20 protein-coding genes and 2 tRNA genes are annotated in these 22218 nt (G+C 60.6%); 9 read left to right on the top strand and 13 right to left on the bottom strand.

Annotated elements, in window-relative coordinates; translation table 11 throughout:
• Positions 1 to 20: 20 nt before the first annotated feature.
• Together RPG13_RS18440 and asnB are read right to left on the bottom strand one after the other, a co-directional pair.
• Positions 21 to 281 carry an acyl carrier protein gene (locus RPG13_RS18440; protein ID WP_095489621.1) on the bottom strand — a complete coding sequence of 87 codons (261 nt, stop codon included), beginning with the start codon at positions 279 to 281 and terminating at the stop codon, positions 21 to 23.
• 16 nt (positions 282 to 297) lie between these two features.
• On the bottom strand, positions 298 to 2175 hold the full coding sequence (asnB, locus tag RPG13_RS18435; protein ID WP_245467807.1) for an asparagine synthase (glutamine-hydrolyzing): 1878 nt from the start codon (positions 2173 to 2175) through the stop codon (positions 298 to 300).
• Between asnB and RPG13_RS18430 the strand changes: the two genes are divergently transcribed.
• Positions 2062 to 2448 (top strand): hypothetical protein, encoded by a 387-nt coding sequence (locus tag RPG13_RS18430; protein WP_337127100.1) that lies wholly within the window; start codon positions 2062 to 2064, stop codon positions 2446 to 2448. The genes asnB and RPG13_RS18430 overlap by 114 nt on opposite strands.
• 362 nt (positions 2449 to 2810) lie before the next feature.
• The gene (locus RPG13_RS18425) at positions 2811 to 3374 is read left to right on the top strand and encodes a pentapeptide repeat-containing protein (RefSeq protein ID WP_095489624.1); all 564 of its coding nucleotides are present in this window, start codon (positions 2811 to 2813) and stop codon (positions 3372 to 3374) included.
• Between the two features lie 102 nt (positions 3375 to 3476).
• Here the strand turns inward: RPG13_RS18425 and RPG13_RS18420 are convergent.
• Positions 3477 to 3552 (bottom strand) — tRNA-Val (locus tag RPG13_RS18420).
• Positions 3553 to 3768: 216 nt separating this feature from the next.
• Here RPG13_RS18420 and RPG13_RS18415 point away from each other — a divergent pair.
• Positions 3769 to 3845, top strand: a tRNA-Asp gene (locus RPG13_RS18415).
• 191 nt (positions 3846 to 4036) lie between these two features.
• The gene (locus tag RPG13_RS18410; RefSeq protein WP_337125704.1) at positions 4037 to 4822 is read left to right on the top strand and encodes an ion transporter; all 786 of its coding nucleotides are present in this window, start codon (positions 4037 to 4039) and stop codon (positions 4820 to 4822) included.
• 294 nt (positions 4823 to 5116) lie between these two features.
• Here the strand turns inward: RPG13_RS18410 and rbsK are convergent, their stop codons facing one another.
• From rbsK to RPG13_RS18395, 3 genes are read right to left on the bottom strand one after another with little or no spacing between them, the layout of a single operon-like run.
• A complete protein-coding gene (gene rbsK, locus RPG13_RS18405; protein ID WP_126106855.1) occupies positions 5117 to 6043 on the bottom strand; it encodes a ribokinase in 927 nt (308 codons plus the stop codon).
• 4 nt (positions 6044 to 6047) lie between these two features.
• Positions 6048 to 6500 carry an RbsD/FucU family protein gene (locus RPG13_RS18400; protein ID WP_337125703.1) on the bottom strand — a complete coding sequence of 151 codons (453 nt, stop codon included), beginning with the start codon at positions 6498 to 6500 and terminating at the stop codon, positions 6048 to 6050.
• A 36-nt stretch (positions 6501 to 6536) separates the two neighbouring features.
• Positions 6537 to 7595: an ABC transporter ATP-binding protein gene (locus RPG13_RS18395; RefSeq protein WP_127290746.1), complete on the bottom strand. Its 1059-nt coding sequence runs from the start codon at positions 7593 to 7595 to the stop codon at positions 6537 to 6539.
• A gap of 293 nt (positions 7596 to 7888) precedes the next feature.
• Here RPG13_RS18395 and RPG13_RS18390 point away from each other — a divergent pair, with 293 nt between their 5' ends.
• From RPG13_RS18390 to RPG13_RS18380, 3 genes are all read left to right on the top strand, one after another.
• A complete protein-coding gene (locus RPG13_RS18390) occupies positions 7889 to 9553 on the top strand; it encodes an ABC transporter substrate-binding protein (RefSeq protein WP_095489663.1) in 1665 nt (554 codons plus the stop codon).
• Between the two features lie 101 nt (positions 9554 to 9654).
• Positions 9655 to 10776 carry a carbohydrate ABC transporter permease gene (locus RPG13_RS18385; RefSeq protein WP_337125702.1) on the top strand — a complete coding sequence of 374 codons (1122 nt, stop codon included), beginning with the start codon at positions 9655 to 9657 and terminating at the stop codon, positions 10774 to 10776.
• A gap of 13 nt (positions 10777 to 10789) precedes the next feature.
• The gene (locus RPG13_RS18380; protein ID WP_029353494.1) at positions 10790 to 11707 is read left to right on the top strand and encodes a carbohydrate ABC transporter permease; all 918 of its coding nucleotides are present in this window, start codon (positions 10790 to 10792) and stop codon (positions 11705 to 11707) included.
• A 208-nt stretch (positions 11708 to 11915) separates the two neighbouring features.
• Here the strand turns inward: RPG13_RS18380 and RPG13_RS18375 are convergent, their stop codons facing one another.
• Together RPG13_RS18375 and RPG13_RS18370 are read right to left on the bottom strand one after the other, a co-directional pair.
• Complete coding sequence (locus tag RPG13_RS18375) at positions 11916 to 12659, bottom strand: creatininase family protein (protein WP_337125701.1); 744 nt, start codon at positions 12657 to 12659, stop codon at positions 11916 to 11918.
• A gap of 6 nt (positions 12660 to 12665) precedes the next feature.
• Positions 12666 to 12806, bottom strand: coding sequence for a hypothetical protein (locus RPG13_RS18370; protein ID WP_292713156.1), 141 nt, complete (start codon positions 12804 to 12806; stop codon positions 12666 to 12668).
• Between the two features lie 185 nt (positions 12807 to 12991).
• On the opposite strand from RPG13_RS18370, the gene RPG13_RS18365 reads away from it, so the two are divergent.
• Positions 12992 to 14014 carry an aldo/keto reductase gene (locus RPG13_RS18365; protein ID WP_337125700.1) on the top strand — a complete coding sequence of 341 codons (1023 nt, stop codon included), beginning with the start codon at positions 12992 to 12994 and terminating at the stop codon, positions 14012 to 14014.
• Positions 14015 to 14083: 69 nt separating this feature from the next.
• Here the strand turns inward: RPG13_RS18365 and RPG13_RS18360 are convergent, their stop codons facing one another.
• The 5 genes from RPG13_RS18360 to clpP form a co-directional block, all read right to left on the bottom strand.
• A complete protein-coding gene (locus tag RPG13_RS18360) occupies positions 14084 to 15700 on the bottom strand; it encodes a glycosyltransferase family 39 protein (protein ID WP_337125699.1) in 1617 nt (538 codons plus the stop codon).
• A 231-nt stretch (positions 15701 to 15931) separates the two neighbouring features.
• On the bottom strand, positions 15932 to 16204 hold the full coding sequence (locus RPG13_RS18355; protein WP_006201846.1) for an HU family DNA-binding protein: 273 nt from the start codon (positions 16202 to 16204) through the stop codon (positions 15932 to 15934).
• A gap of 196 nt (positions 16205 to 16400) precedes the next feature.
• Positions 16401 to 18812, bottom strand: coding sequence for an endopeptidase La (gene lon / locus RPG13_RS18350; protein WP_337127031.1), 2412 nt, complete (start codon positions 18810 to 18812; stop codon positions 16401 to 16403).
• A gap of 286 nt (positions 18813 to 19098) precedes the next feature.
• A complete protein-coding gene (clpX, locus tag RPG13_RS18345) occupies positions 19099 to 20373 on the bottom strand; it encodes an ATP-dependent Clp protease ATP-binding subunit ClpX (protein WP_095485846.1) in 1275 nt (424 codons plus the stop codon).
• 295 nt (positions 20374 to 20668) lie between these two features.
• Positions 20669 to 21298 carry an ATP-dependent Clp endopeptidase proteolytic subunit ClpP gene (gene clpP, locus RPG13_RS18340; protein ID WP_337125698.1) on the bottom strand — a complete coding sequence of 210 codons (630 nt, stop codon included), beginning with the start codon at positions 21296 to 21298 and terminating at the stop codon, positions 20669 to 20671.
• Between the two features lie 332 nt (positions 21299 to 21630).
• Between clpP and RPG13_RS18335 the strand changes: the two genes are divergently transcribed.
• A complete protein-coding gene (locus tag RPG13_RS18335; RefSeq protein WP_337125697.1) occupies positions 21631 to 22218 on the top strand; it encodes a hypothetical protein in 588 nt (195 codons plus the stop codon).

Below are 22218 nucleotides of genomic sequence, written 5' to 3'. Positions count from 1 at the left end.
ACGCTCCTCGCTGACTGCACCTACGCTGCCAGCGCTTCTGCTCTCGCCTTGATGAAGGACGAGAGGCGTTCAATCGAATCCAGATTGGCCGGCACAACGTCGGAATCGACCATCGCTATGCCGAAATCGTCTTCGATGAATGCCACCAATTCCAGCACGGCGGTCGAGTCGATGATGTCGTTCTCGATCAGCGAGTCCGTATCTGCAAGCTGGAATGATTTGTCGCCGAACAAGAAGTTGTCGACGATAAACGTTCTGACCTTGTCCTTGATTGTAACCATTTTACTTCCTTCCCTCTCAAGCTGCTCGTGCTGCGCCGACCTCTTGGCCGGTGAAATTCTTCTGCCACAGCTGCGTCGACAAAATGCCGACAAAGGCCGCGTTGTCGCGAAACCCGGATACTGGCTGAGTGCGGCATTTCTCATGGAGGCTCGCCACCGCCTTGAAGTTGAACAGTCCGCCGGCAGCGATGCTCGCTTCGCTCAAGCAGTCGCGTACATAATCCAGTTCTCCGGCTCCAACAAAGGAGCTTGCGTCCGGGGCTCGGTAAGGTTGTTTGGTGCGCTCCCGGATCGCCGTCGGAAGCAGCTGCTTGGCTGCCTTGCGCAGTATGTGCTTTTCCAACAATCCCTTCAGCTTCATCTCCGGCGGTAGTCTTGCCGCGAATTCCACCAAACGAGGATCGAGGAAAGGGAAACGTCCTTCGATACCATGCGCCATGGCCATGCGATCGCCTTGGCTGGAGAGGATATAACCCGGCAGAAGGAAGCGGGTTTCGAGATATTGTGCCTGATGCAGTGGATGCCACAGCGAAAATGCTTGCGGCAACCGGCTGACTAGGTCCTCGGCCGCGTCATAGCCCTTCAAGGCCGCACGCAGGTCACCGGAAAAGAAGATCTTCGCCGCAGCCGTGGTCTTGAAGCGCGGCCGATGCGAGAATAGCGGATCGTTGAGGGCAGTGTTGCTGGTGCCAAAGAATGCGGACAGGTACTCCACAGATTGCTGTTGCAGACCCGGCAGATAGGGATAAAGCCTGCGGAACAGCTGTGGCCTTATGCGCGATGCCGGCTGACGTCCGCAGAATCGGCGAACACGCGCTTCCTTAAAGACATCGTAGCCTGCGAAGACCTCGTCGGCGCCCTCGCCGGTCAGCACGACCTTCAGGCCAGCCTGGCGGACCAGGCTGGACAGCTGGTAGAGAGGCGCCGGGGCCGTGCGGATGATCGGCCGCTCGGCAAAGCGGATGACTTCCGGAAAGACACGAGCGATATCGCCGGGACGGCAGGCGATGGCTCGATGATGGGTGCCAAGTGCAGAAGCCATCTCGGTCTGGAAGGCGCTTTCGTCGTGCTCGGTGCTGTCGAACGTTACGGAAAATGTCTGCAGCCTCCGAGGAGTCATGCCGGCGGCAAGTGCCGAAACAAGGGATGAATCGAGCCCGCCCGAAAGATAGGAGCCGACCGGCACGTCGGCCCGCATGCGAAGTCTCACCGCATCGGTCAAAAGGGCCTGCAGTTCCTCGGCCGCGTCGTCCTCGTTCGTGACTTTCGACGGCTGGTCCCGATGCGGATAGTCCAGGTGCCAATAGCGTTTGACCGTGACTTGACCCTGTGTCGCGATCATCACGCTTGCCGGCTCCAGCTCGTGGATATTGTGGAAAGCCGTGCGCGGAGCAATCGGCGCCCAAAGCGTAAATATCTGATCGAGTGCAAGCGGATCGATTTCGGCCGAGACGCCGGGGACCTTCAGCAGGGCTTTGATCTCCGAGGCGAAGTAAAGCACTCCGTCCTTGCTCGTGTAGAACAGCGGCCGAACACCCATTCGGTCTCGTGCAAGCACCATGCGCCGATGCCTGTTATCCCATATCGCGAAGGCGAAATCACCGTTCAGGAGAGGCAGGCAGTCCTCGCCCATCTCGTCATACAGCTGCAGGATGACCTCTGTGTCGCTCGACGTGCGGAAGCGTCGGCCCTTGGCTATCAGCCCTTCGCGCAATTCCACGTAGTTGAAAATCTCGCCGTTGAACGCAATCGTCAAATTGCCTGACACGTCGGACATCGGTTGCTGGCCATCACCGATCCCGATCACGGACAGCCGCGCATGCCCGAGTCCAGCGTCGGGTGCTACAAATTTCCCTTGCTCATCCGGCCCGCGATGGGCGATCGCAGCTGTCATGCGCGCAAGCAAAGCTTCCGCATCCCGGATCGAACCGAAATAGCCCCCGAATCCGCACATTGCTACAACTCATATATCAGTAAGGCGCGAGACGTAACCTCAATAATTTCCTCAAGCGTTAACCGGATAATCTCGGGTATCACATGGTTAACAACAATTAAAAACAAAGGTACTTTTTTATATTTTATTGTTTCGTCATACAGAGAAGTATATTTCAATGCTAAACGCAACTTTTGTTCGAGCAAGGGCGGCGCAGTCGATCCGCTCTGGTGAAATCTTGGACGCGTTGATATTCGAATTGACCGGCGGAGATGTCCGCAGGGAAAGGAGGGGTATTTCCGCCGGCTCAACTGGAACCTGGAAGAGTCATTTGGGTTCCCAGTGCTGCCTGACGCCATCCGGCCCTGATCTGTTCCCGTTTAGCCCGCAACAACCCTGAGATCGTGTTTGGTAGCCGGTCCCCGTGATACCATTCGGCCGCATGGCCTGTGTTCTATCGCCTTGACCGACTGGGCGCGCCGCATGGCTTCTAGGCATCGTTGACAGATGGCGTGCCATTAGGAACGACACCAAGACGCTGGGCGATCTACGGCATTGCAACCGCGGGTCGCATTTTTCCAAATAGAGCCGCAAACATGTTGGGATGGCGAGTAAAACAACTGATAGTTTCCACTGTGCTGGCCGTTGGCCTGGGCACTTCTTACTCAACTGCGTTCGATTTGGATGCGGTCGAGCGTCTCAGGTCCAAGCCCACATGCGCAGACTGCGACCTATCGGGCGCCAGCATAACGGGGAGCTATCTGCCGGGCGCGATCCTGACCAATGCGAACCTGACGGGCGCCGACCTCAAAGAAGCAAACATGAATGGTGCGGACCTTAGCGGTGCGAATCTCTCCGGCGCGGAACTATCTGGCGCCAGCCTAAATTACGCGAACTTGTCTGGCGCGAATCTGTCGAATGCGAACCTATCGAAGGCGAGCCTTTCTGGCGCAAACCTGTCAAATGCGAGCCTGTCAGGAGCGGTCTTGATTGGCGCAAGCCTAAGGGGCGCGCGCCTTGCGCAAGCTCAGCTGGCGGGCGCAAACCTGGAGGGAGCAAACTTGCATTTGGTGCTAAACTTAGATGCGGCGCTGCTTGTGGACGCGAAACTTTGCAACACAACAATGCCGGACGGCCGCATAGATAACAGAGGCTGCTAGGTGTTTAGTCCCGGCATTTGAGGGAGAGCGGGTGCCGTTTTGGATTTGCCTCCGAGTTCAATGAACCCGGAGGTGACTTCTGGGCGGAAGTTATTGATTTTATGGTGGGCGATGACGGGCTCGAACCGCCGACATCTTCGGTGTAAACGAAGCGCTCTACCAACTGAGCTAATCGCCCGCTCCGGGCCGGACCTTTAAGCAGTTAGGGCAAGCTTCGCAAGGCCAAATGAGCGCACAATGCCCTTGCCGCTGATCGGATTCGGCAAGAAAATCCTGCCTGTCAAAAAACCTTCTCCTGTTTGCTGTTATGCTGTCCTGCTCCGCTTGACACCCGGCGGCTTACCCCTTATCCACCGCCCCAACGACGAACACGGCTGACACGTGCTCGTCTTACGCGGGTGTAGCTCAGTTGGTTAGAGTGCCGGCCTGTCACGCCGGAGGTCGCGGGTTCGAGCCCCGTCACTCGCGCCATTCTTTTTTGAATGGCTCAAGTCCTTTCGTACAAAAAGTTTCAGCTTTCAGTTTCCTGAGAGTTTCAACTTTTTGTATTCGTTGCGTCACAAGCCGGCCATATGCGTTTGAGCATTGGATTTTCCCAAATCCGGTTCCCACTTTTGGGCCCGGTTCCCACTTTGGGTCGATGCTTTAACGGAGAAGAAGCCTTGGACGCCCTGAAATCGCTCATCGAATCGCGCCGCTTCGACCTCGCGATCATGGTCCTGATCCTGATCAACGCCGTCACGCTCGGCCTCGAGACCTCGCCCGACGCGATTGCTGCTTTTGGCCCTCTCCTGACGGCCATCGACCTCGCGATCCTCGGCGTCTTCGTGCTTGAACTCGCAATCCGGGTGATCGTCTACAGGACGCATTTCTTCCGCGATCCGTGGCGCATCTTCGACCTCCTCGTCGTCGGTTTCGCGCTTATCCCCGCGACCGGTTCGCTCTCCGTGCTGAGAGCGCTGCGCATCCTGCGGGTCCTGCGCCTGATCAGCATCGTTCCGTCGCTGCGCCGTGTGGTCACCGGCTTCATCACCGCCCTGCCCGGCATGGGCTCGATCATGCTGTTGCTCGGACTGGTGTTCTACGTCTTTGCGGTGATGGCGACGAAGCTCTACGGCTCGTCCTTTCCCGAGTTGTTCGGCGGCATACCGGAGTCGCTCTTCACGCTTTTCCAGGTCATGACTCTCGAAGGCTGGTCGGACGGCGTGGTACGCCCGGTCATGGAGGTCTATCCGACCGCCTGGCTGTTCTTCATCCCGTTCATCATCGCGACCTCGTTCACCGTGCTCAATCTGTTCATCGGCGTGATCGTTTCGGCGATGGAGGCCGAGCACGAGGCGGTAGAATCGGCCGACAGGGCAACGCTGCATAGCGATCAGGCCACCATCCTCGCGGAGATCCAGGCGCTGCGGGCAGAGGTCCGGGAATTGTCGGGCGTTCGCGGCTAACTAGCTGCCGCAGACCCAGCAGCAATTTAGGCGGCTTTCAAACTCAGCCGTGAAAGAGCCTGCCGCTCCATTTGCGAAGCGGCAGGGTCCCCCAGACTACCCCCCGGACTGCCGGGGCAAGGTTGGCCCCGGTATTGTTGTCCATGCAATTGCGGCGCCAGACCCAGTGACCCATTACGGGACAACTATGCCAATGGCACAAGACAGGTTTGCTGATTCACATTAACTGTGGCTAATATGTCACCCGTGGTCGGAACGGAACAAAGTTGAGAGCGCCGGTGAGGCTGCGCGGCCTCAACCCTTAGCCAGCAACGCCTCGACCTCCTGCAACGTCGGCATCGACGGTGCGGTGCCGGGCCGGGTGACTGAAATTCCCGCGACGGCGCAAGCGAAGCGGACTGCTTGAAGCGGCTCCACCCCTCTCGCAAGTGCTGCGGCCAGGCCGCCGTTGAAGGCATCGCCCGCGCCGGTGGTCTCGACCACAGGGCCGGCGTTGACCACGGGAACATGGTCGGAACGGCTGGCCGTGTGCAGCAGCGCGCCTTTTTCGCCAAGCGTGATGATCACCGCACCGACGCCCTTGCCGAGCAGGCTTTCGGCGGCGCGGCGGGCATCGTCGAGGGAGGAAACCTTGATGCCGGTCAATTCCTCGGCTTCGGTCTCGTTGGGTGTGACATAATCGCAGAGCGTATAGATGCGCTCAGGCAGGCTCGCCGCCGGCGCCGGGTTGAGGATGGTCGTCACCCCTGCCCCGCGCGCGATCTCCAGCGCCCGCAGCGCCGCCTCGATCGGCTGCTCGAGCTGGGTGACGAAGACGCCGGCCGAGCGGATCAGGCCGGCGTTAGCCGCGATGTCGTCGGGCGAAATCAGCATGGCGGCACCGGGGCTGACGATGATGGCGTTGTTGCCGGTCGCCTCCTCGACGAAGATATAGGCCGCACCCGTATAACTCTGCGGCGTGTCGATGACGGCGCTCCTCACGCCGGCCTGCGCCCAGGTCTGCCTGGCCATATCGGCAAAGGGATCGACACCGAGGCGCGTCAAGAAGGTGACGTCGGCGCCAAGACGGCCGGCCGCAACCGCCTGGTTCGACCCCTTGCCGCCCGGGCCAAGCGTGAAGGATGTGCCAAGGATCGTCTCGCCCATGCGCGGCTGGCGGCTGGCGCGGTAGGCAGTGTCGGCGACGAAGACGCCCAATATGACGACAGGCTTGCCTGGCATCTCCCTACTCCGCGTTCGGCGGAACAACGCCCTTGCGGAACGCAAAACAGCCATAGAAGCGGCGCTCGCCGGTCTGGATGACGCAATAGGCCTTCTTGGCGCGTTCGTAGAAGGCGTAACGCTCGACCGAGATCATCGGCCATGGCTTGCCCTCGGCAGCGTCGATCTCCCTTTGCACTTCCTGTTGCACGGTGGGGATTTCGTCCGGCTTGCCGACGATCTCCATGCGGGCGGCCGCATCGTCGACGAAATTGTCCAACGGATAGAGCGACAGCACCGCCTTGACCACGTCCGCCGCCGGCGCGTCGATGCGCAGCAATCGGCCAAGCACGGTCTGGCACGCCACCGAATCGGAGGGGAAGTTGGTGTCGGCGATGATCAAATCGTCGCCATGGCCCATCGCCCGCAGCGCCTGGAGCACGTCGGCATTGAGCAGCGGATTGATCCCTTTGAGCATGGCATTCCTCCCGAACGGGCTTTTTTTGATGTGAAGTTAGAGACGACGGCCGGTCTCTGAGTCGAAGAGATGGACCTGGTCGAGCCGTGGTTTCAGGTGCAGCGTGTCGCCCGGCTTGAAGTCGTGGCGCTCACGGAACAGCGCCACCATCTCGCCTTCACCGAAACGCAGGAAGACCAGCGTTTCAGAACCGGTGGGCTCGACCACGGAAATCTTTGCCGGCACGCCGTCGGGTTGGATTTCGAGATGCTCGGGCCGCACGCCGTAGACGACGTTGCGACCATCCTCCACCTTACTGTTCGCGGCAATCGGGAACGGCGTCCCGGCAATCTCGACGACGGGCTTGTCGCCTTTGCGCACCACGCCCTTGAGCAGGTTCATCGACGGCGAGCCGATGAAGCCGGCGACGAACAGATTGGCCGGTCGGTCGAACAGTTCCAGCGGCGCGCCGACCTGCTCGATGCGGCCGTCGCGCATCACGACGATCTTGTCGGCCATGGTCATGGCCTCGATCTGGTCGTGCGTGACATAGATGGTGGTGGTCTTCAGCCGCTGGTGCAGTTCCTTGATCTCGGTGCGCATCTGCACGCGCAGCTTTGCGTCGAGGTTAGACAGCGGCTCGTCGAACAGGAATACCTGCGGGTTGCGCACGATGGCGCGGCCCATGGCGACACGCTGGCGCTGGCCGCCCGAGAGCTGGCGCGGATAGCGCTTGAGGTACGGATTGAGGTCGAGAATATCGGCTGCGCGCTTGACCCGCTCGGCGACCACCGCCGGGTCGGTCTTCCGCAGCTTCAGCGCAAAGGCCATGTTCTGCTCGACCGTTTTGTGCGGATAGAGCGCGTAATTCTGGAACACCATGGCGATGTCGCGCTTGGCCGGCGGCAGATGGTTGACGACGCGGTCGCCGATGGCGATCGTGCCGCCTGAAACGGTTTCCAGCCCCGCCACCATCCTGAGCAGCGTGGACTTGCCGCACCCTGAAGGACCGACCAGCACCACGAACTGCCCGTCGGCGATGTCGACGCTGACGTCGTGCAGGACCTTGACGGTTCCGAACGCCTTGGCCACATTGCTGATCGCGACTTGAGCCATGGGCCCCCCTTTCGTTGCGGTGAAGCTAAACAACGCAAACGGCTAGGGCAAGTCAGTCTTTTATAGATAAAAAACTCCATTCTCGTTGACACGGCACTTGGTTGTGAGAATAGTGAAAGGGCTCGGGTTATGACCCTGTTCCGGGCGCGCCGGCACGTTAGTCCGGACCACGGAAATCGGAGCGTCGCGGAAGGAAACTTGGGCCGCTATTTCTATGAGTCGCTGTTGTTGGGGAACACGTCCAGCGCTCCAAACATCTGAACGATCACCATTGAAATTCTGGGAGGAATAAAATGAAAGTCAGCCTTTACAACCAATTTATGCGCGCGGGAGCCACTCGCCGCGATGTCCTCAAGGGTGCGGCCAGCATGGCCGCGATCGCAGCGGCATCCGGCGCCGGGCTTGGCGCGCTGACGCGACCGGCCTCCGCAGCAAGCGAGCTGCGCGCGCAGATCCTGCAAATCCCCGGTGTCGGCAAGGGCCAGCCGACAGATGCCGACTTCCAGCAGGTCGGCGAGCTTTGCCTGGAGGCGACCAAGTCCAACGTCAAGGAAGGCGAGTTCGCCGGCGTCGAGCTCACCTTCATGGGGCTCAACAACCAGAACCTGCACAATGTGCTGTTTCGCGGCTTCCTGAAGCCGTGGGAGACCTATACCGGCGCCAAAATCAACTGGATCGACCTGGCGCAGGCGGACTACAACGCCCGCCTGCAGCAGTCGATCGCCACCGGCACCGTCGATTTCGACATCATCGAAATGGGCGCGCCGTTCGAAGGCGATGTCTGCGGCAAGGGCCTGACCTCCGAAATGCCGGACTGGGTCAAGGACCAGATCGACATGAAGGACGTCGTGGCCTATTTGCAGCCGCCGGTCGGCACCTGGGACGGCAAGCAGTATCGCGTGACCGTCGACGGCGACGCGCATAACTTCAACTACCGCACCGACGTGTTCGCCGATGCCGACCTCGCCAAGGCGTGGAAAGATGGCGGCGGCGAAGGTGAATGGGGCGTGCCGAAGACCTGGCAGCAGGTGCAGGCCGTGACCAAATTCCTCAAGGGCAAGCAGTTCCAGGGCCAGGACGTCTTTGGCTATCTCGACGCGCCCAAGGCGTGGGGCGGTTTTGGCTTCTACTTCCTTGGCAGCCGCGCCAGCGCCTATGCCAAGCATCCCGACGACAAGGCCTGGCTGTTCGACGCCGACACGATGAAGCCGCGCATCAACAATCCGGCCTGGGTGCGGGCGATCCAGGACGTGATCGACGCGCTTCCGTCGGAACCCGCCGACCAGATCAACGCCGACCCGAACACCACCGCCTTCCAGCAGTTCCTGGCCGGCACCGGTTCGATGGTCACCTGGTGGGGCGACGTCGGCTCCAACGTCAAGACCAACGACTCGTCGGTCGTCGGCGATGTCACCGGCTTCTCGATCCTGCCGGGCTCGGACGACGTCTACAATTCCAAGACCGGCCAGTGGGACAAGCTGGCCAGCGGCCCGAACTATGCGCCGAACTGCGCCTATCTCGGCTGGGGTGTCTATGTCATGGCCCGCGTCGATAGCGACGAAAAGAAGAAGAAGGCGGCCTGGTCTGCCGCGGCCCATCTCGGCGGCAAGGATCTGTCGCTCTGGTGCGCGGCATATCCGTCCGGCTTCCAGCCCTACCGCAACTCGCATTTCGACATTCCGGAATGGGTGGCGGCCGGTTACGACGAGGCGTTCATCACCTCGTATCTCAAGTCGGAAGCCGACAGCTACAACCATCCGAACGCCGCGATCGAACCGCGCATCCCCGGCATCTTCCAATATTACAGCGCCGCCGAGGACATTCTGGCCAACACGTTCGCCGGAAAGATGAAGGCGCAGGAAGGCGCCGACGCCATCGCAGCCGCATGGGAGAAGCTGACCGACCAGATCGGCCGCGAAAACCAGGTCAAGCTCTACAAAGCCTCGCTCGGCATGTAGGCTGAGATTGTGGTGAACCGTGGTCCGGCGACGCGAAGCCGCCGGACCGCACCTAGACCGGCTAACCGGTCATTAAAGCATTCAGTGAACGGACGAGACGCGTGGCTGACCAGACCTTGCCCACGAATGCGTGGCCGGCAAACGCCGCTCCATCCGATCTGATATCGCCGGGCCGCAAGCGGCTCGGCCGGGTCTTGATGGCCGCTGCGACGCTCGGCCTTCTGGCGGTGATCGCAGTTCAGATCCTCTACAAGACAGAGGTCGACACCGTCGGCTTCGAGACCTGGCGGCCGGTCGTCTATGCCTATGTGCTGTGGGGTGTTGCGCTCGGCATCGGCCAGGTGCTGACACGCGGCGAAGACGGCCAGCGCGCGCTGTTCCTGCTGCCGGCGCTGCTGTTCACCATCGCCATGGTGATCTTCCCGACACTGTTCGGCTTCTACATCGCGCTCACCGACTGGAACCTCAGTTCCTTCTCCGGCCGGAAGTTCAACGGGCTCGACAATTTCTGGCAGATGCTGGCCGACCCCTACTACCGCAACGCGCTGTTCAACATGGTGCTCTACGTGCTCGCGGTGCTGGTCGAATATGTCATCGCCTTCGGCCTCGCACTGCTTCTCAACGCACAGATCCGGGCGCGCAAATTCTTCCGCGTCGTCTTCCTCATGCCGTTGATGCTGTCGCCGGTCGCAGTGTCGTGGATGATCGGCAAGTCGCTGATGGAGTACCGGTTCGGGCCAGCCGCAGCGCTGGCGCGCCAACTCGGCTGGGAAAATCCCGCCTTCTTCTCCAACCCGATCACCGCCCGCATCTCGATCATGGTGCTGGATGCCTGGACGTTCATCCCGTTCATGATGATCATGCTGCTCGCCGGCCTGCAGGCGATGTCACGCGAGGTGCTGGAGGCGGCCAGGGTAGACGGCGCCAATGCCTGGCAGACCTTCTGGCAAGTCACCTTCCCGCTGATGCTGCCGGTGTCGGTGACGGCAATCATCCTGCGCATCATCTTCAAGCTGAAGCTTGCCGACATCATCATCACCGTCACCTCGGGCGGCCCGGGTGGTGCAACCGATTCCGTCTCAAGCTTCATCTATCGCGAGTATCGCGACCGCTCGAATGTCGGCTACGGCACCATGCTGGCAATGGCCTACCTCATCATCATCATCGTGTTCGTGACGTGGCTGTTGAAATTCGCCAACCGCTTCGTGCGCAACGTCAATTGATTGGGGCGGCAACATGAGCGTTCAGACCACCGAGTATGCCGCTTCCGAAATCCGCTCGCCGGCGAGCTTTTTCGCGAACCGCGTCTTCATCTATGGCGCGCTGGTGTTCTGGGCATTCATCTGCCTGTTTCCGATCTACTGGACGATAACCACCTCGTTCAAGACGGCCGTCGACGTCACCCAGGGCCATCTCATCCCCTTCGTCGACTTCCGGCCGGACTGGAAGGGCTGGCGCTCGCTCGGCCTGTCACCGGATTCGATCTTTCGGACGTCGACGGTACGCGACGAGTTCATCAAGCGCTTCATGAATTCGGTCATCACCTCGGTCGGCGCGTCGAGCCTCGCCATTGTCATCGGCAGCCTCGCCGCCTACGGCCTGACCCGCTACCGCTATCACTTCGCCTGGTTCAAGAATGAGGACATCTCCTTCTTCTTCCTGTCGCAGCTGATTCTGCCGCCAGTGGTGCTCGCCTTGCCCTTTCTCGTGCTGTACCGGGAAGTCGGCATGCTCGACACGCGCATCGGGCTGATCCTGCTCTACACGCTGATGGTGCTGCCGATCGTCATCTGGATCATGCGCGACCAGTTCAACTCGATCCCTGTCGAGCTGGAGGAAGCAGCCCTCGTCGACGGCCTATCGATCTGGGGCGCCTTCTTCCGCATCGTCATGCCGATCGCGCTGCCGGGCATGGTCGCCGCCTTCATCCTGGCGATGGTGCTGTGCTGGAACGAGTATTTCTTCGCCGCCCTGCTGACCTCGACCGACGCCAAGACCATTCCCGTGATGGTGGCGAGCCAGACCGGCTCGCAAGGCATCAACTGGTGGTCGATGGCGGCGCTGGCCACCGCCGCGATCACGCCGCTTGCCGTCATCGGCATCGCGCTGGAGCGCTATCTGATCATGGGTATGACCGCGGGCGCGGTGAAATAGACACCTGTCTTCCCTTCTCCCCTTGTGGGAGAAGGTGGATTGGCGCGTAGCGCCAAGACGGATGAGGGGTGTTGGAAGAAATGCGGCGCGCAAATGTCGAGGAATTTAAAGTGCTTACGTCTTCGAGGTAGCGATCCTTCCAGCACCCCTCATCCGACCGAGCTTCGCTCGGCCACCTTCTCCCACAAGGGGAGAAGGAAGAACCGCGCTAGGCCGTCAACATCGCCCTCAAATGATCGAGGATCATCGCGACGCCCTTTTGCCCCAGCTCCATCGAGGCGTCGGCAGCAGTCGCCGTGTACCATCCCGTATTGTCGGCGAAGTGGCTGGCGTCCACCGCTTCCGGGCACAGCGCCAGCATCAGCGACGTCTCGCCAATGCCGGCATGGTCGAACGGATATTGACCGTTCATCGCCGCCGGCATGAGCGGATGCACCTGCACCCAGTTGAAAAAATTGGCGCCTTCGGCATGTTCGGCATAATAGCCGGCCATCGCCTCGGAGCCCCACCAGCCCTCGCCGCGTTCCTTCTCGAGGAAGCGAAAGATCGCCTGGCGGCCGGCGGTCTTGAAGGCGAGATCGGTCGGCATGCCGGCGGCAAAGTTCTCGGTCTGGTGGTGGATGATGGCGTGGATATTGCGAAAACCGATGCGCAGCAGACTATAGAACAGCTCTTCGCCGAACGGCGCCAGCACACTGCCGCCGACCTGAACCGACCCATTGCCCTCCGGCCCCGCCACCGCGTAGCTCGCCGCGCCGTAGTAGAAGGGCGGCAGGATGACGATGTCGGCTTCCTTTTCGAATAGATCCAGCATCTTGGCGACCGCCAGCGTGTCCATGCCGACGGCCATGTGCTCGCCATGGTATTCGAGCACGCCGAGCGGGAGCACGACCGGCCAGTTCTCGGCGATCGCCTTGCGGATCTGGTGCGGCAGCATCAGCTCGTAGCGCATGAGCGCTTACTCCATGTTGGCGTGGTGGGCGCGCTTCGCCGCCCCTGGTCGCCGGCCATTCTGAGCCGGGACAGGCAAGGTGAAATCGGCAAGTCTTGCGGCGCTACCCTCGCCCATTCTGAACAGGTTTTTGTCGGCATTGGTCATCACGGTTCCACCAATTTGCCGGGACCCCAAACCTGCCTGAACGTTTTGGGCACGTTTCCTCCGAACAGCTTGTTTTTGCTCATGCTATCACCGTGAAATTCCGTGTCCAACGGCCCGAAGTGCTTTTGAAGTACCATAGGCGTGATAGTGTCATGGCAATTGCGTAAGTGAGGAAATAGCAGGACATGAAGACACGGCATTTCGACCGCATCGGCAACGGCGGCATCAGTTTCACGGAGCTCGGCTTCGGCACGGCGCCGCTCGGCAACCTCTATCGCGTCGTCTCCGACGACGATGCCAATGCCACGCTGGAAGCGGCATGGCAGGTCGGCTGCCGCTACTACGATACCGCGCCGCTCTACGGGCTCGGCCTGTCGGAAACGCGGCTCAATCCGTTCCTGCGTTCGAAAAAGCGCGACGACTATGTGCTGTCGACCAAGGTCGGCCGCATCATGCGCGCCTGCCCGCCGGAGCAGCGCACCGGCATCGGCAAATTCTTCGACACGCCGTCGCGCCGCGAGGTCTACGATTACAGCTATGATGGCGTCATGCGCTCCTTCGAAGCGTCGCTCGAACGTCTGGGCGTCGATCGCATCGACATCCTTTTCGTGCATGACGTCGACGTCTTCACCCATGGCAGCAAGGAGGCCTCGGACCAACGCATCGAGGAGTTCATGCGCTCGGGCTATTACGGGCTGCTGGCCCTGCGCGACCAGGGCGTTATCAGGGCGTTCGGCGGCGGCATCAACGAATGGCCGGTTGCCCAGACACTTGCCGAACGTGGCGACTTCGACCTTTTCCTGCTTGCCGGGCGTTATACGCTGCTGGAGCAGGAAGCGCTGCAATCCTTCCTGCCGCTATGCCAGAAGCGCGGCATCGGCATCGTTCTCGGCGGGCCGTATAACTCCGGCATCCTGGCAACCGGGCCGAAGCCCGGCGCCTACTACAATTATTCCGAGGCGCCGCAGGACATTCTCGACCGCGTCACGCGCATCGAGGCCGTCTGCAAACGCCACGGCGTGCGCCTGATCGAGGCGGCACTGCAATTTCCGCTGCTGCACCCTTCGGTCGCGTCGGTGATCCCCGGCGGCCAGCGGCCGAGCGAGGTCGAAAGCAACCGCTCGCTGCTGGACGCGAAGCTGCCTTCGGCACTCTGGGCCGACCTCAAGAAGGAAGGGCTGATGCGCGCCGATGCGCCGACGGCATAAAGCCGCCTGCTTTCATCGGCTCGACACCTGCGGCCTCGCTTGGGTACAAGCGGCAATCCCTGACTGCATTCAATCTTGAACGCTTGCGCCTGCCGAACCGCGCTTGTGCAGGCGGGCGAAATAGATGCGCCTGCCCGACACGGATCCGAACAGCTCTTTCCCGACTAGCGTGCCGGTTTGGCTGCTGAGTTCGTAGTCTGCTTGCCGCAAGATCTCTACTAATGCCGGATCGGGCTGGTTTTCGTCCAGCCACATCAACACCGCAGGGTCCTGGAATAGCTCTTTCAGCTCCGGAACTTCGGGATTGAGCAGCACGAGGTCGCCCTCAGCAAGACGGAAATTTCCGACCCAAGAGGAATTGCCGAGGATCGTGCGCACCGGCCCGGTGGCCTGCAGGTCGTGATAGAGCTCTTTGAAGTCCAGCCTTGCGGTGCGAGATTTGCCTTCCCCGCCCATCAGTTGCGCATACCAAGTGAACGGTGTCACAAGCAGAGCTGTAACGACAGCCAAGGCGATCACGAAGCGCTGAACCTCTCGGCCGAACTCGCCCAGCTTTTCCATGCGTGCGGCAAGATAGAGCGGCAGCAGGAAAAGAACCGGCAGCAGCCAGCGGTTGCGCAACGACGTGCTGCCGCTTGCCAGCACCAGCAGCAGCACAGCAAGAGGGCCTATCAGCAATGCACGCTCAAGCAGCTTGTCCCGCGGTGCATTGAAGGCGTCCTGCCGTCGGGGGAAACTCCGTTTCCAAACGAAGCCGAGGACGTAGATGACTAGAGTCACGATGCTGAATGACGCGGTGGCATATATGATTTTGAACAACCCCTCGCCGCGGATGCCGATCATTCCGTCGTCATCATCGGCTATGCCAAACTTGGATATACGGGCGAAAATTGCGTCCGAATGGTAGTAGCTCCAAACTGTCGTCGGGGTCAGAACAAGCACGAAGACCGCCATGCTGAGCAGTATCCATGGTGAAACCAGCGTTGGTCGATAGGCGCGCACAGTCATCGCCGCCGGGAGCAGCGCTCCCAGCATGAGGACATCATTGAACTTGGCGAGCGTGGCCAGTGCGGCCGCCAGGCCGAAGCTCGCATAGGCCAGCGGCGTCCGGACATGGACGAGATGGGCGAAGGCGAGCAGCGTGACCGCGCAAAAGGCGAAGGCGGCTACCGAATGCGTCAAGCTGTGTTGCGCTTCCCAAAATAGCAGCGGCACCGTCATTAGTCCGAACATAGCGGCGGCGGCAGTGACCTGCTTATAGCCAAGCTTGCGCATCGCAGCATGGCTGGCGGCAAAGCCGACGAAAAGCAGGACATATCTGACGAGCTTGAGGCTGACGATGCTCGTCCCGAACCCTTGGCTTATTGTCCAGGCAATCCAGTTGTAGAGCGGTGGCTGCGAACCACCATAGCCGGCGGCGAGATGCGGCAGATAGATCAGTTGCTCGGCATCGTCGATGTTCACGCCGTTGCCGGCCCAAAGGCCAAGGAGCGACAGCGTCGCGGTTTGGAAGGCGAAATAAAGAGCGACGACGAGCACCGCGACGTAAAGCCGGCCGACCTTGTCGTCGGCAAGCCAATCAATCAGTTCTTCTACCTTCTGCAAGATGTGGTCGTCCCTTCGTGCCGAAGGAACGGCGTTACACGACTGGGGAGCAGAGGACAATTGGTGGCCGGGTTGCCCCAAAGCGCGTCGCGTTCGAACGGATTCATGCGACGCGCTTTAAACCCTTGTTTCTATGCATATCGTTATCGCAAAACCGCTGCGCACTTTTGCGCGACATGCATTAGGCGTCGGCACGATACTCCCATTGCCGGCTCCGGAACCATTCACCTTTGGTCCGACACTTTAATCGGACGCAAAAGAAAAGCCGGGCATGCCCGGCTTTTCTGATCTCTGAAAAGGGTAAGAAGGCGCTTAGTTTACTGCGTCCTTGAGGCCCTTGCCGGCCGAAAACTTCGGCACGGTGCGCGCCGGAATCTTCACTTCCGCACCGGTCTGCGGGTTGCGGCCGGTCGACGCGGCGCGTTTTGACACGGTGAAATTTCCGAAGCCGACAAGCCGGACATCGCCGCCCTTCTTCAGTTCGCCGGTGATCACGGAAAACACCGCATCAACCGCCGACTGCGCGTCACCCTTCGAAATACTCGCGGCATCGGCGACAGCGGACACCAGTTCGTTCTTGTTCATAAAAATTCCCTTCCATGAGAAAACCGGAACGTACGACTCATCCGGCAGGAAACGGACTTTAGAAAGAAGCGCTTCCGCAACCAAGTCGAAAAGCGCGAAAAAAATCAAAAAAAGCCCGGAATTCCGGGGTTTTTCACATGAAAAAGCCGGGCTCAAGGCCCGGCTCTCTGTTTGTGCATTGCAACTTTAGCAAGAGCTAATGAGCCAGCGACTTGCTGGCGTCGTCTCCGGCATCCACCGCAGCCGGCGCATTGACCGGCTCGACCCACTCGATCGGCTCCGGCATACGCACCAGCGCATGGCGCAACACTTCGCCGACCCGCGCGACCGGAATGATCTCCATGCCGTTCTTCACGTTGTCCGGAATCTCCGCCAGATCCTTGGCGTTGTCTTCCGGGATCAGCACCTTTTTGATGCCGCCGCGAAGTGCTGCAAGCAGCTTCTCCTTGAGCCCGCCGATCGGCAGCACCCTGCCGCGCAGCGTGATCTCGCCGGTCATCGCCACATCGGCCCTGACTGGGATGCCAGTCAGCACCGAGACGATCGCCGTCGCCATCGCCACACCCGCCGACGGTCCGTCCTTGGGCGTTGCGCCCTCGGGCACGTGGACGTGGATGTCGCGCTTGTCGAACAGCGGCGGCTCGACGCCGAAATCGATAGCCCGCGAGCGGACATAGGAGGCCGCCGCCGAGATCGATTCCTTCATCACGTCGCGCAGATTGCCGGTCACCGTCATGCGGCCCTTGCCGGGCATCATGACGCCTTCGATCGTCAGCAACTCGCCGCCGACTTCCGTCCAGGCGAGCCCGGTGACGACGCCGACCTGATCGTCGGCCTCGACCTGACCGAAGCGGAAGCGCGGGACACCAAGATAATCGGCAAGATTGTCTGCCGTGATGTCGACCGTCTTCTTCTTCGTCTTCAGGATCTCGGTCACTGCCTTGCGGCCGAGCTTCATCAGCTCGCGCTCCAGGCTCCTGACGCCCGCTTCACGGGTGTAGGTCTGGATGATGCCGCGGATCGCGTCCTCGCCGACGGAGAACTCCTTCGGCTGCAGCGCGTGATCGCGGATCACCTTCGGCATCAGGTGACGCTTTGCGATCTCAATCTTCTCGTCCTCGGTGTAGCCGGCGATACGGATGATCTCCATGCGGTCCATCAAGGGCGCAGGGATGTTCAACGTGTTCGCCGTCGTCACGAACATCACGCTCGACAGGTCGTATTCAACCTCGAGGTAGTGGTCCATAAACGTCGAGTTCTGCTCGGGATCGAGCACCTCGAGCAAAGCCGATGATGGATCGCCGCGGAAATCCTGGCCCATCTTGTCGATCTCGTCGAGCAGGAAGAGCGGGTTGGACTTCTTCGCCTTCTTCATCGACTGGATGACCTTGCCGGGCATCGAGCCGATATAGGTGCGCCGGTGACCGCGGATTTCGGCCTCGTCGCGCACGCCGCCCAGCGCCATGCGGATGAACTCGCGGCCGGTCGCCTTGGCGATCGACTTGCCGAGTGAGGTCTTGCCAACGCCGGGAGGTCCGACGAGGCACAGGATCGGCCCCTTCAGCTTTTTCTGGCGGCTCTGCACGGCGAGATATTCGACGATGCGGTCCTTGACCTTGTCGAGGCCGAAATGGTCGGTGTCGAGCACGTTCTGCGCGAAGGCCAGATCCTGCTTGACCTTGGAGTTCTTGCCCCACGGTATCGACAGGATCCAGTCGAGATAGTTGCGCACGACGGTCGATTCAGCCGACATCGGCGACATCGTCCGCAGCTTCTTCAGTTCGGCTTCCGCCTTTTCGCGGGCCTCCTTGGAGAGCTTGGTCTTCTTGATGCGCGCCTCGATCTCGGCGGCCTCGTCGCGGCCGTCCTCACCCTCGCCGAGCTCCTTCTGGATCGCCTTCATCTGCTCGTTGAGGTAGTATTCGCGCTGCGTCTTCTCCATCTGGCGCTTGACGCGCGAACGGATGCGCTTCTCGACCTGCAGGACGGAGATTTCGGCTTCCATGAAGCCCATCGCCTTTTCCAGCCGCTCCTTGACCGAAAGCGTGGCCAGCATCTCCTGCTTCTCGGGAATCTTGATGGCAAGATGCGAGGCAACCGTATCGGCGAGCTTGGAATAGTCGTCGATCTGGCTGGCGGCACCCACCACTTCTGGCGAGATCTTCTTGTTCAGCTTGACGTAGTTCTCGAAGTCGGTGACGACTGAACGGGCCAGCGCCTCGACCTCGACCTCTTCCTCCTCCGGTTCGACCAGCGCCGCGGCGCGTGCCTCGTGGAAGTCGGGACGGTCGGTGAACGAAACGATTTTCGCGCGCGTCGCGCCTTCGACCAGCACCTTCACGGTGCCGTCCGGCAGCTTCAGCAATTGCAGCACATTGGCGAGCGTGCCGATGTCGAAGATCGCATCGGACTCGGGATCGTCATCGGCGGCATTCATCTGGGTCGCAAGCAGGATCTGCTTTTCCTGACCCATCACCTCTTCCAGCGCCTTGATCGACTTTTCACGCCCGACGAAGAGCGGAACGATCATGTGCGGGAACACCACGATGTCGCGCAGTGGGAGGACTGCGAAGACGCCGTCGCTGGGAGCCTTGGATATTTTGGCCATTGTCCAACCTTTCATGTCGCGGCTTCCAATCGGCCAACCGCGAATCTCATACTAACGACCGAGGATCGTTCCGCCTACCACCGTTTGTGACGGGAGTTTTACAGCACAGAATTCGGCACCCCGGCCTTCCTCAGTTAGTTGGAGGCACGGGGGGCAAAGATCAAGGGTCAACACGCAACCGTTCATCCAATCTGTCACAATCCGTTCATCACAAGTCGGCCCGTCCGCAACAGCAAAACGGCGCCTCGCGGCGCCGTTTCAAAAAAATCCATTGTGCAGGCTCACGTCAGGCGCTGACGTTGCCCTTCTTTTCCTTCTGCTCGGAATAGATGTAGAGCGGCCTGGCGTTGCCGGACACCACCTCTTCCGAGATAACCACTTCGCGCACACCTTCCAGCGCCGGCAGCTCGAACATCGTATCGAGCAGGATCGCTTCCATGATCGAGCGCAGGCCGCGCGCGCCGGTCTTGCGTTCGATGGCGCGCTTGGCGATCGCCGAGAGCGCATTCTCGTGGAAGGTCAGGTCGACATTCTCCATTTCGAACAGCCGCTGGTACTGCTTGACCAGCGCGTTCTTCGGCTCGGTCAGGATCTGGATCAGCGCCGGCTCGTCGAGGTCCTCCAGCGTCGCCAGGACCGGCAGACGGCCGACGAACTCGGGAATGAGGCCAAACTTCAACAGATCCTCAGGCTCGACCAGGCGGAAAACGTCGCCGGTGCGGCGATCCTCGGGCGAAGCGACGGTGGCGCCGAAGCCGATCGAGGTCTTGCGGCCGCGATCCGAGATGATCTTGTCCAGGCCGGCGAAGGCGCCACCGCAGATGAACAGGATGTTGGCGGTGTCGACCTGCAGGAACTCCTGCTGCGGATGCTTCCTGCCGCCCTGCGGCGGCACGGAGGCGACCGTGCCTTCCATGATCTTCAACAGCGCCTGCTGGACGCCCTCGCCCGACACGTCGCGGGTGATCGAAGGATTGTCCGACTTGCGCGAGATCTTGTCGATCTCGTCGATGTAGACGATGCCGCGCTGGGCGCGCTCGACATTGTAGTCGGCCGACTGCAAGAGCTTCAGGATGATGTTCTCGACATCCTCGCCGACATAGCCCGCCTCGGTCAGCGTCGTCGCATCGGCCATGGTGAAGGGAACGTCGATGATGCGGGCCAGCGTCTGCGCAAGCAGCGTCTTGCCGCAACCGGTCGGGCCGATCAGCAAAATGTTGGACTTCGCCAACTCGACGTCGTTGTTCTTGCCGGCATGCGCGAGGCGCTTGTAGTGGTTGTGGACGGCCACCGACAGCACGCGCTTGGCGTAGGGCTGACCGATGACGTAGTCGTCGAGAACCTTGAGGATCTCCTGCGGGGTCGGCACGCCCTCGCGGGACTTCACCATCGAGGTCTTGTTCTCCTCGCGGATGATGTCCATGCAGAGCTCGACGCATTCGTCGCAGATGAACACCGTCGGGCCGGCGATCAGCTTGCGCACTTCGTGCTGGCTTTTGCCGCAAAACGAGCAATAAAGCGTGTTCTTGGAATCACCGCCGTTGCTGCCGACCTTGCTCATTTTCATGTCCTTTCATAGCCGCCCGCCGATGGTCTGGTTGAAAGGGCGCATATATTCAATCTATCGCGGGAAATCGCCGCCGCCAGTGTCCCGGCTCCCGCAACGCATTCCATACGAAACACATATCAGAAAACGTCGCAATGATTCGCATCAACCCCGCACAAAGCTAAGCCGTCGAAAATCAACATAGGCTTAACGTAGGCAATTGCTCCCGTCGAGGGAACAGCCAATTGTGGCCGAAATGCCGCAAGCGGCATCAAAAGCGTGTTTTCCCGCCATCCAACTGCCACCGGGCTTATGTGGCAACACCTTCGACCGGCTCACGCGACGAAATGACCTTGTCGATGAGGCCGAAATCCTTCGCCTCGTCGGCGGTCATGAAGTGGTCGCGGTCGAGCGTCTTTTCAATCTCGTCGTAGCTCTTGCCGGTGTGCTTGACATAGACCTCGTTGAGGCGACGCTTCAGCTTGATGATGTCCTGGGCGTGGCGCTCGATATCGGAAGCCTGGCCCTGGAAGCCACCGGAAGGCTGGTGGACCATGATGCGGGCGTTCGGCGTGGCGAAGCGCATGCCCTTCTCGCCTGCGGTGAGAAGCAGCGAGCCCATCGAGGCGGCCTGGCCGATGCACAGCGTCGCCACCGCCGGCTTGATGAACTGCATGGTGTCGTAGATCGCCATGCCCGAGGTGACGACGCCGCCTGGCGAATTGATGTAGAGGTTGATTTCCTTCTTCGGATTCTCCGCCTCGAGGAACAGGAGCTGCGCGCAGACCAGCGTCGCCATGCCATCCTCGACCGGACCGGTGATGAAAATGATGCGCTCTTTCAGGAGCCGCGAGAAAATGTCGTAGGCCCGCTCGCCGCGATTGGTCTGTTCGACCACCATCGGAACGAGGTTCATGTAGGTTTCGACGGGGTTCTTCATGGACTATCCCTTATTGAGGATGGGATTCCGGCGCCGGGAGATTAGAAAGTCGGGCAGAATCGGTTCTGGATCGTTGTCCTGTAAATAGGATGTCGGCTCACCCTAGCGCAAGGCCGCCCCTCCTAGCCATCCGGTTAAGTCGAATCAAGCTTTCTGCACAGGATTCGCCCGAAGCTGCGCGGTCAGCCTTCTGCTGCTCTTGAAGCGGCGCTGCCGTGTAGCACTTTCTTAACCGCATCGCTTAAGGAAATATCTCGAAACTGCTTTCCCGCGATACGGCTTCCCCTACAATTCAACGTTGAGCTTGCGCTGAAGGTTCAACAGGGAGTGCCATGATCAGGAAAACTGCTTCCTTGGGCATCGCCGGCGTTGCCGTTCTCGGCATGCTGTCTGAAACGGCAGCCGGCGGACGCGCGGTCGAATGCTACGAGCAGGTCAACAGGCCGGCCGTCTACGATACCGTCTATGAAAACGTGGTCAGCCCCGGCGGCCAAGTGATCGACTACGACCCGCCGATTTATGGCACGGTTGAGCGCGTCGAGCAGATCGCACCGCCCCGCGTCACATACGAGGTCGTGCCAGCCATCACCCGCACCGTCTACCACAAGGTCAAGATCGATGATGGCGGCCATGCGTGGGAATGGCGCATCATCCACGGCCGCAAGGTGCTGTGCAAGATCTGGCGCAAGGCCCGTTACGCGCGCGTCGCCGAAACAGTGGTCGTTGAACCCGAGCGCACCCGACGGGTTGTCCTCCCAGCCGAATATGAGAGCGTTGCCCGTGAAGTGCTGGTGCGACCGGAGCGGCGGCGCATCACTGAGATCGCGCCATCATACCAGAAGGTGGCGCGCCGCGTGATGGTGCAGGAAGGCTCGACCAGTTGGCGGCAGGTGCATATTCCAAAGCATTGCAGGTATTAG

The organism is Mesorhizobium sp. ISC15 (assembly GCF_037162615.1).
Taxonomy (GTDB): domain Bacteria; phylum Pseudomonadota; class Alphaproteobacteria; order Rhizobiales; family Rhizobiaceae; genus Mesorhizobium; species Mesorhizobium mediterraneum.
The sequence above is the reverse complement of the archived record's forward strand: the minus strand, read 5'-3'. Positions and strand labels throughout refer to the sequence as shown.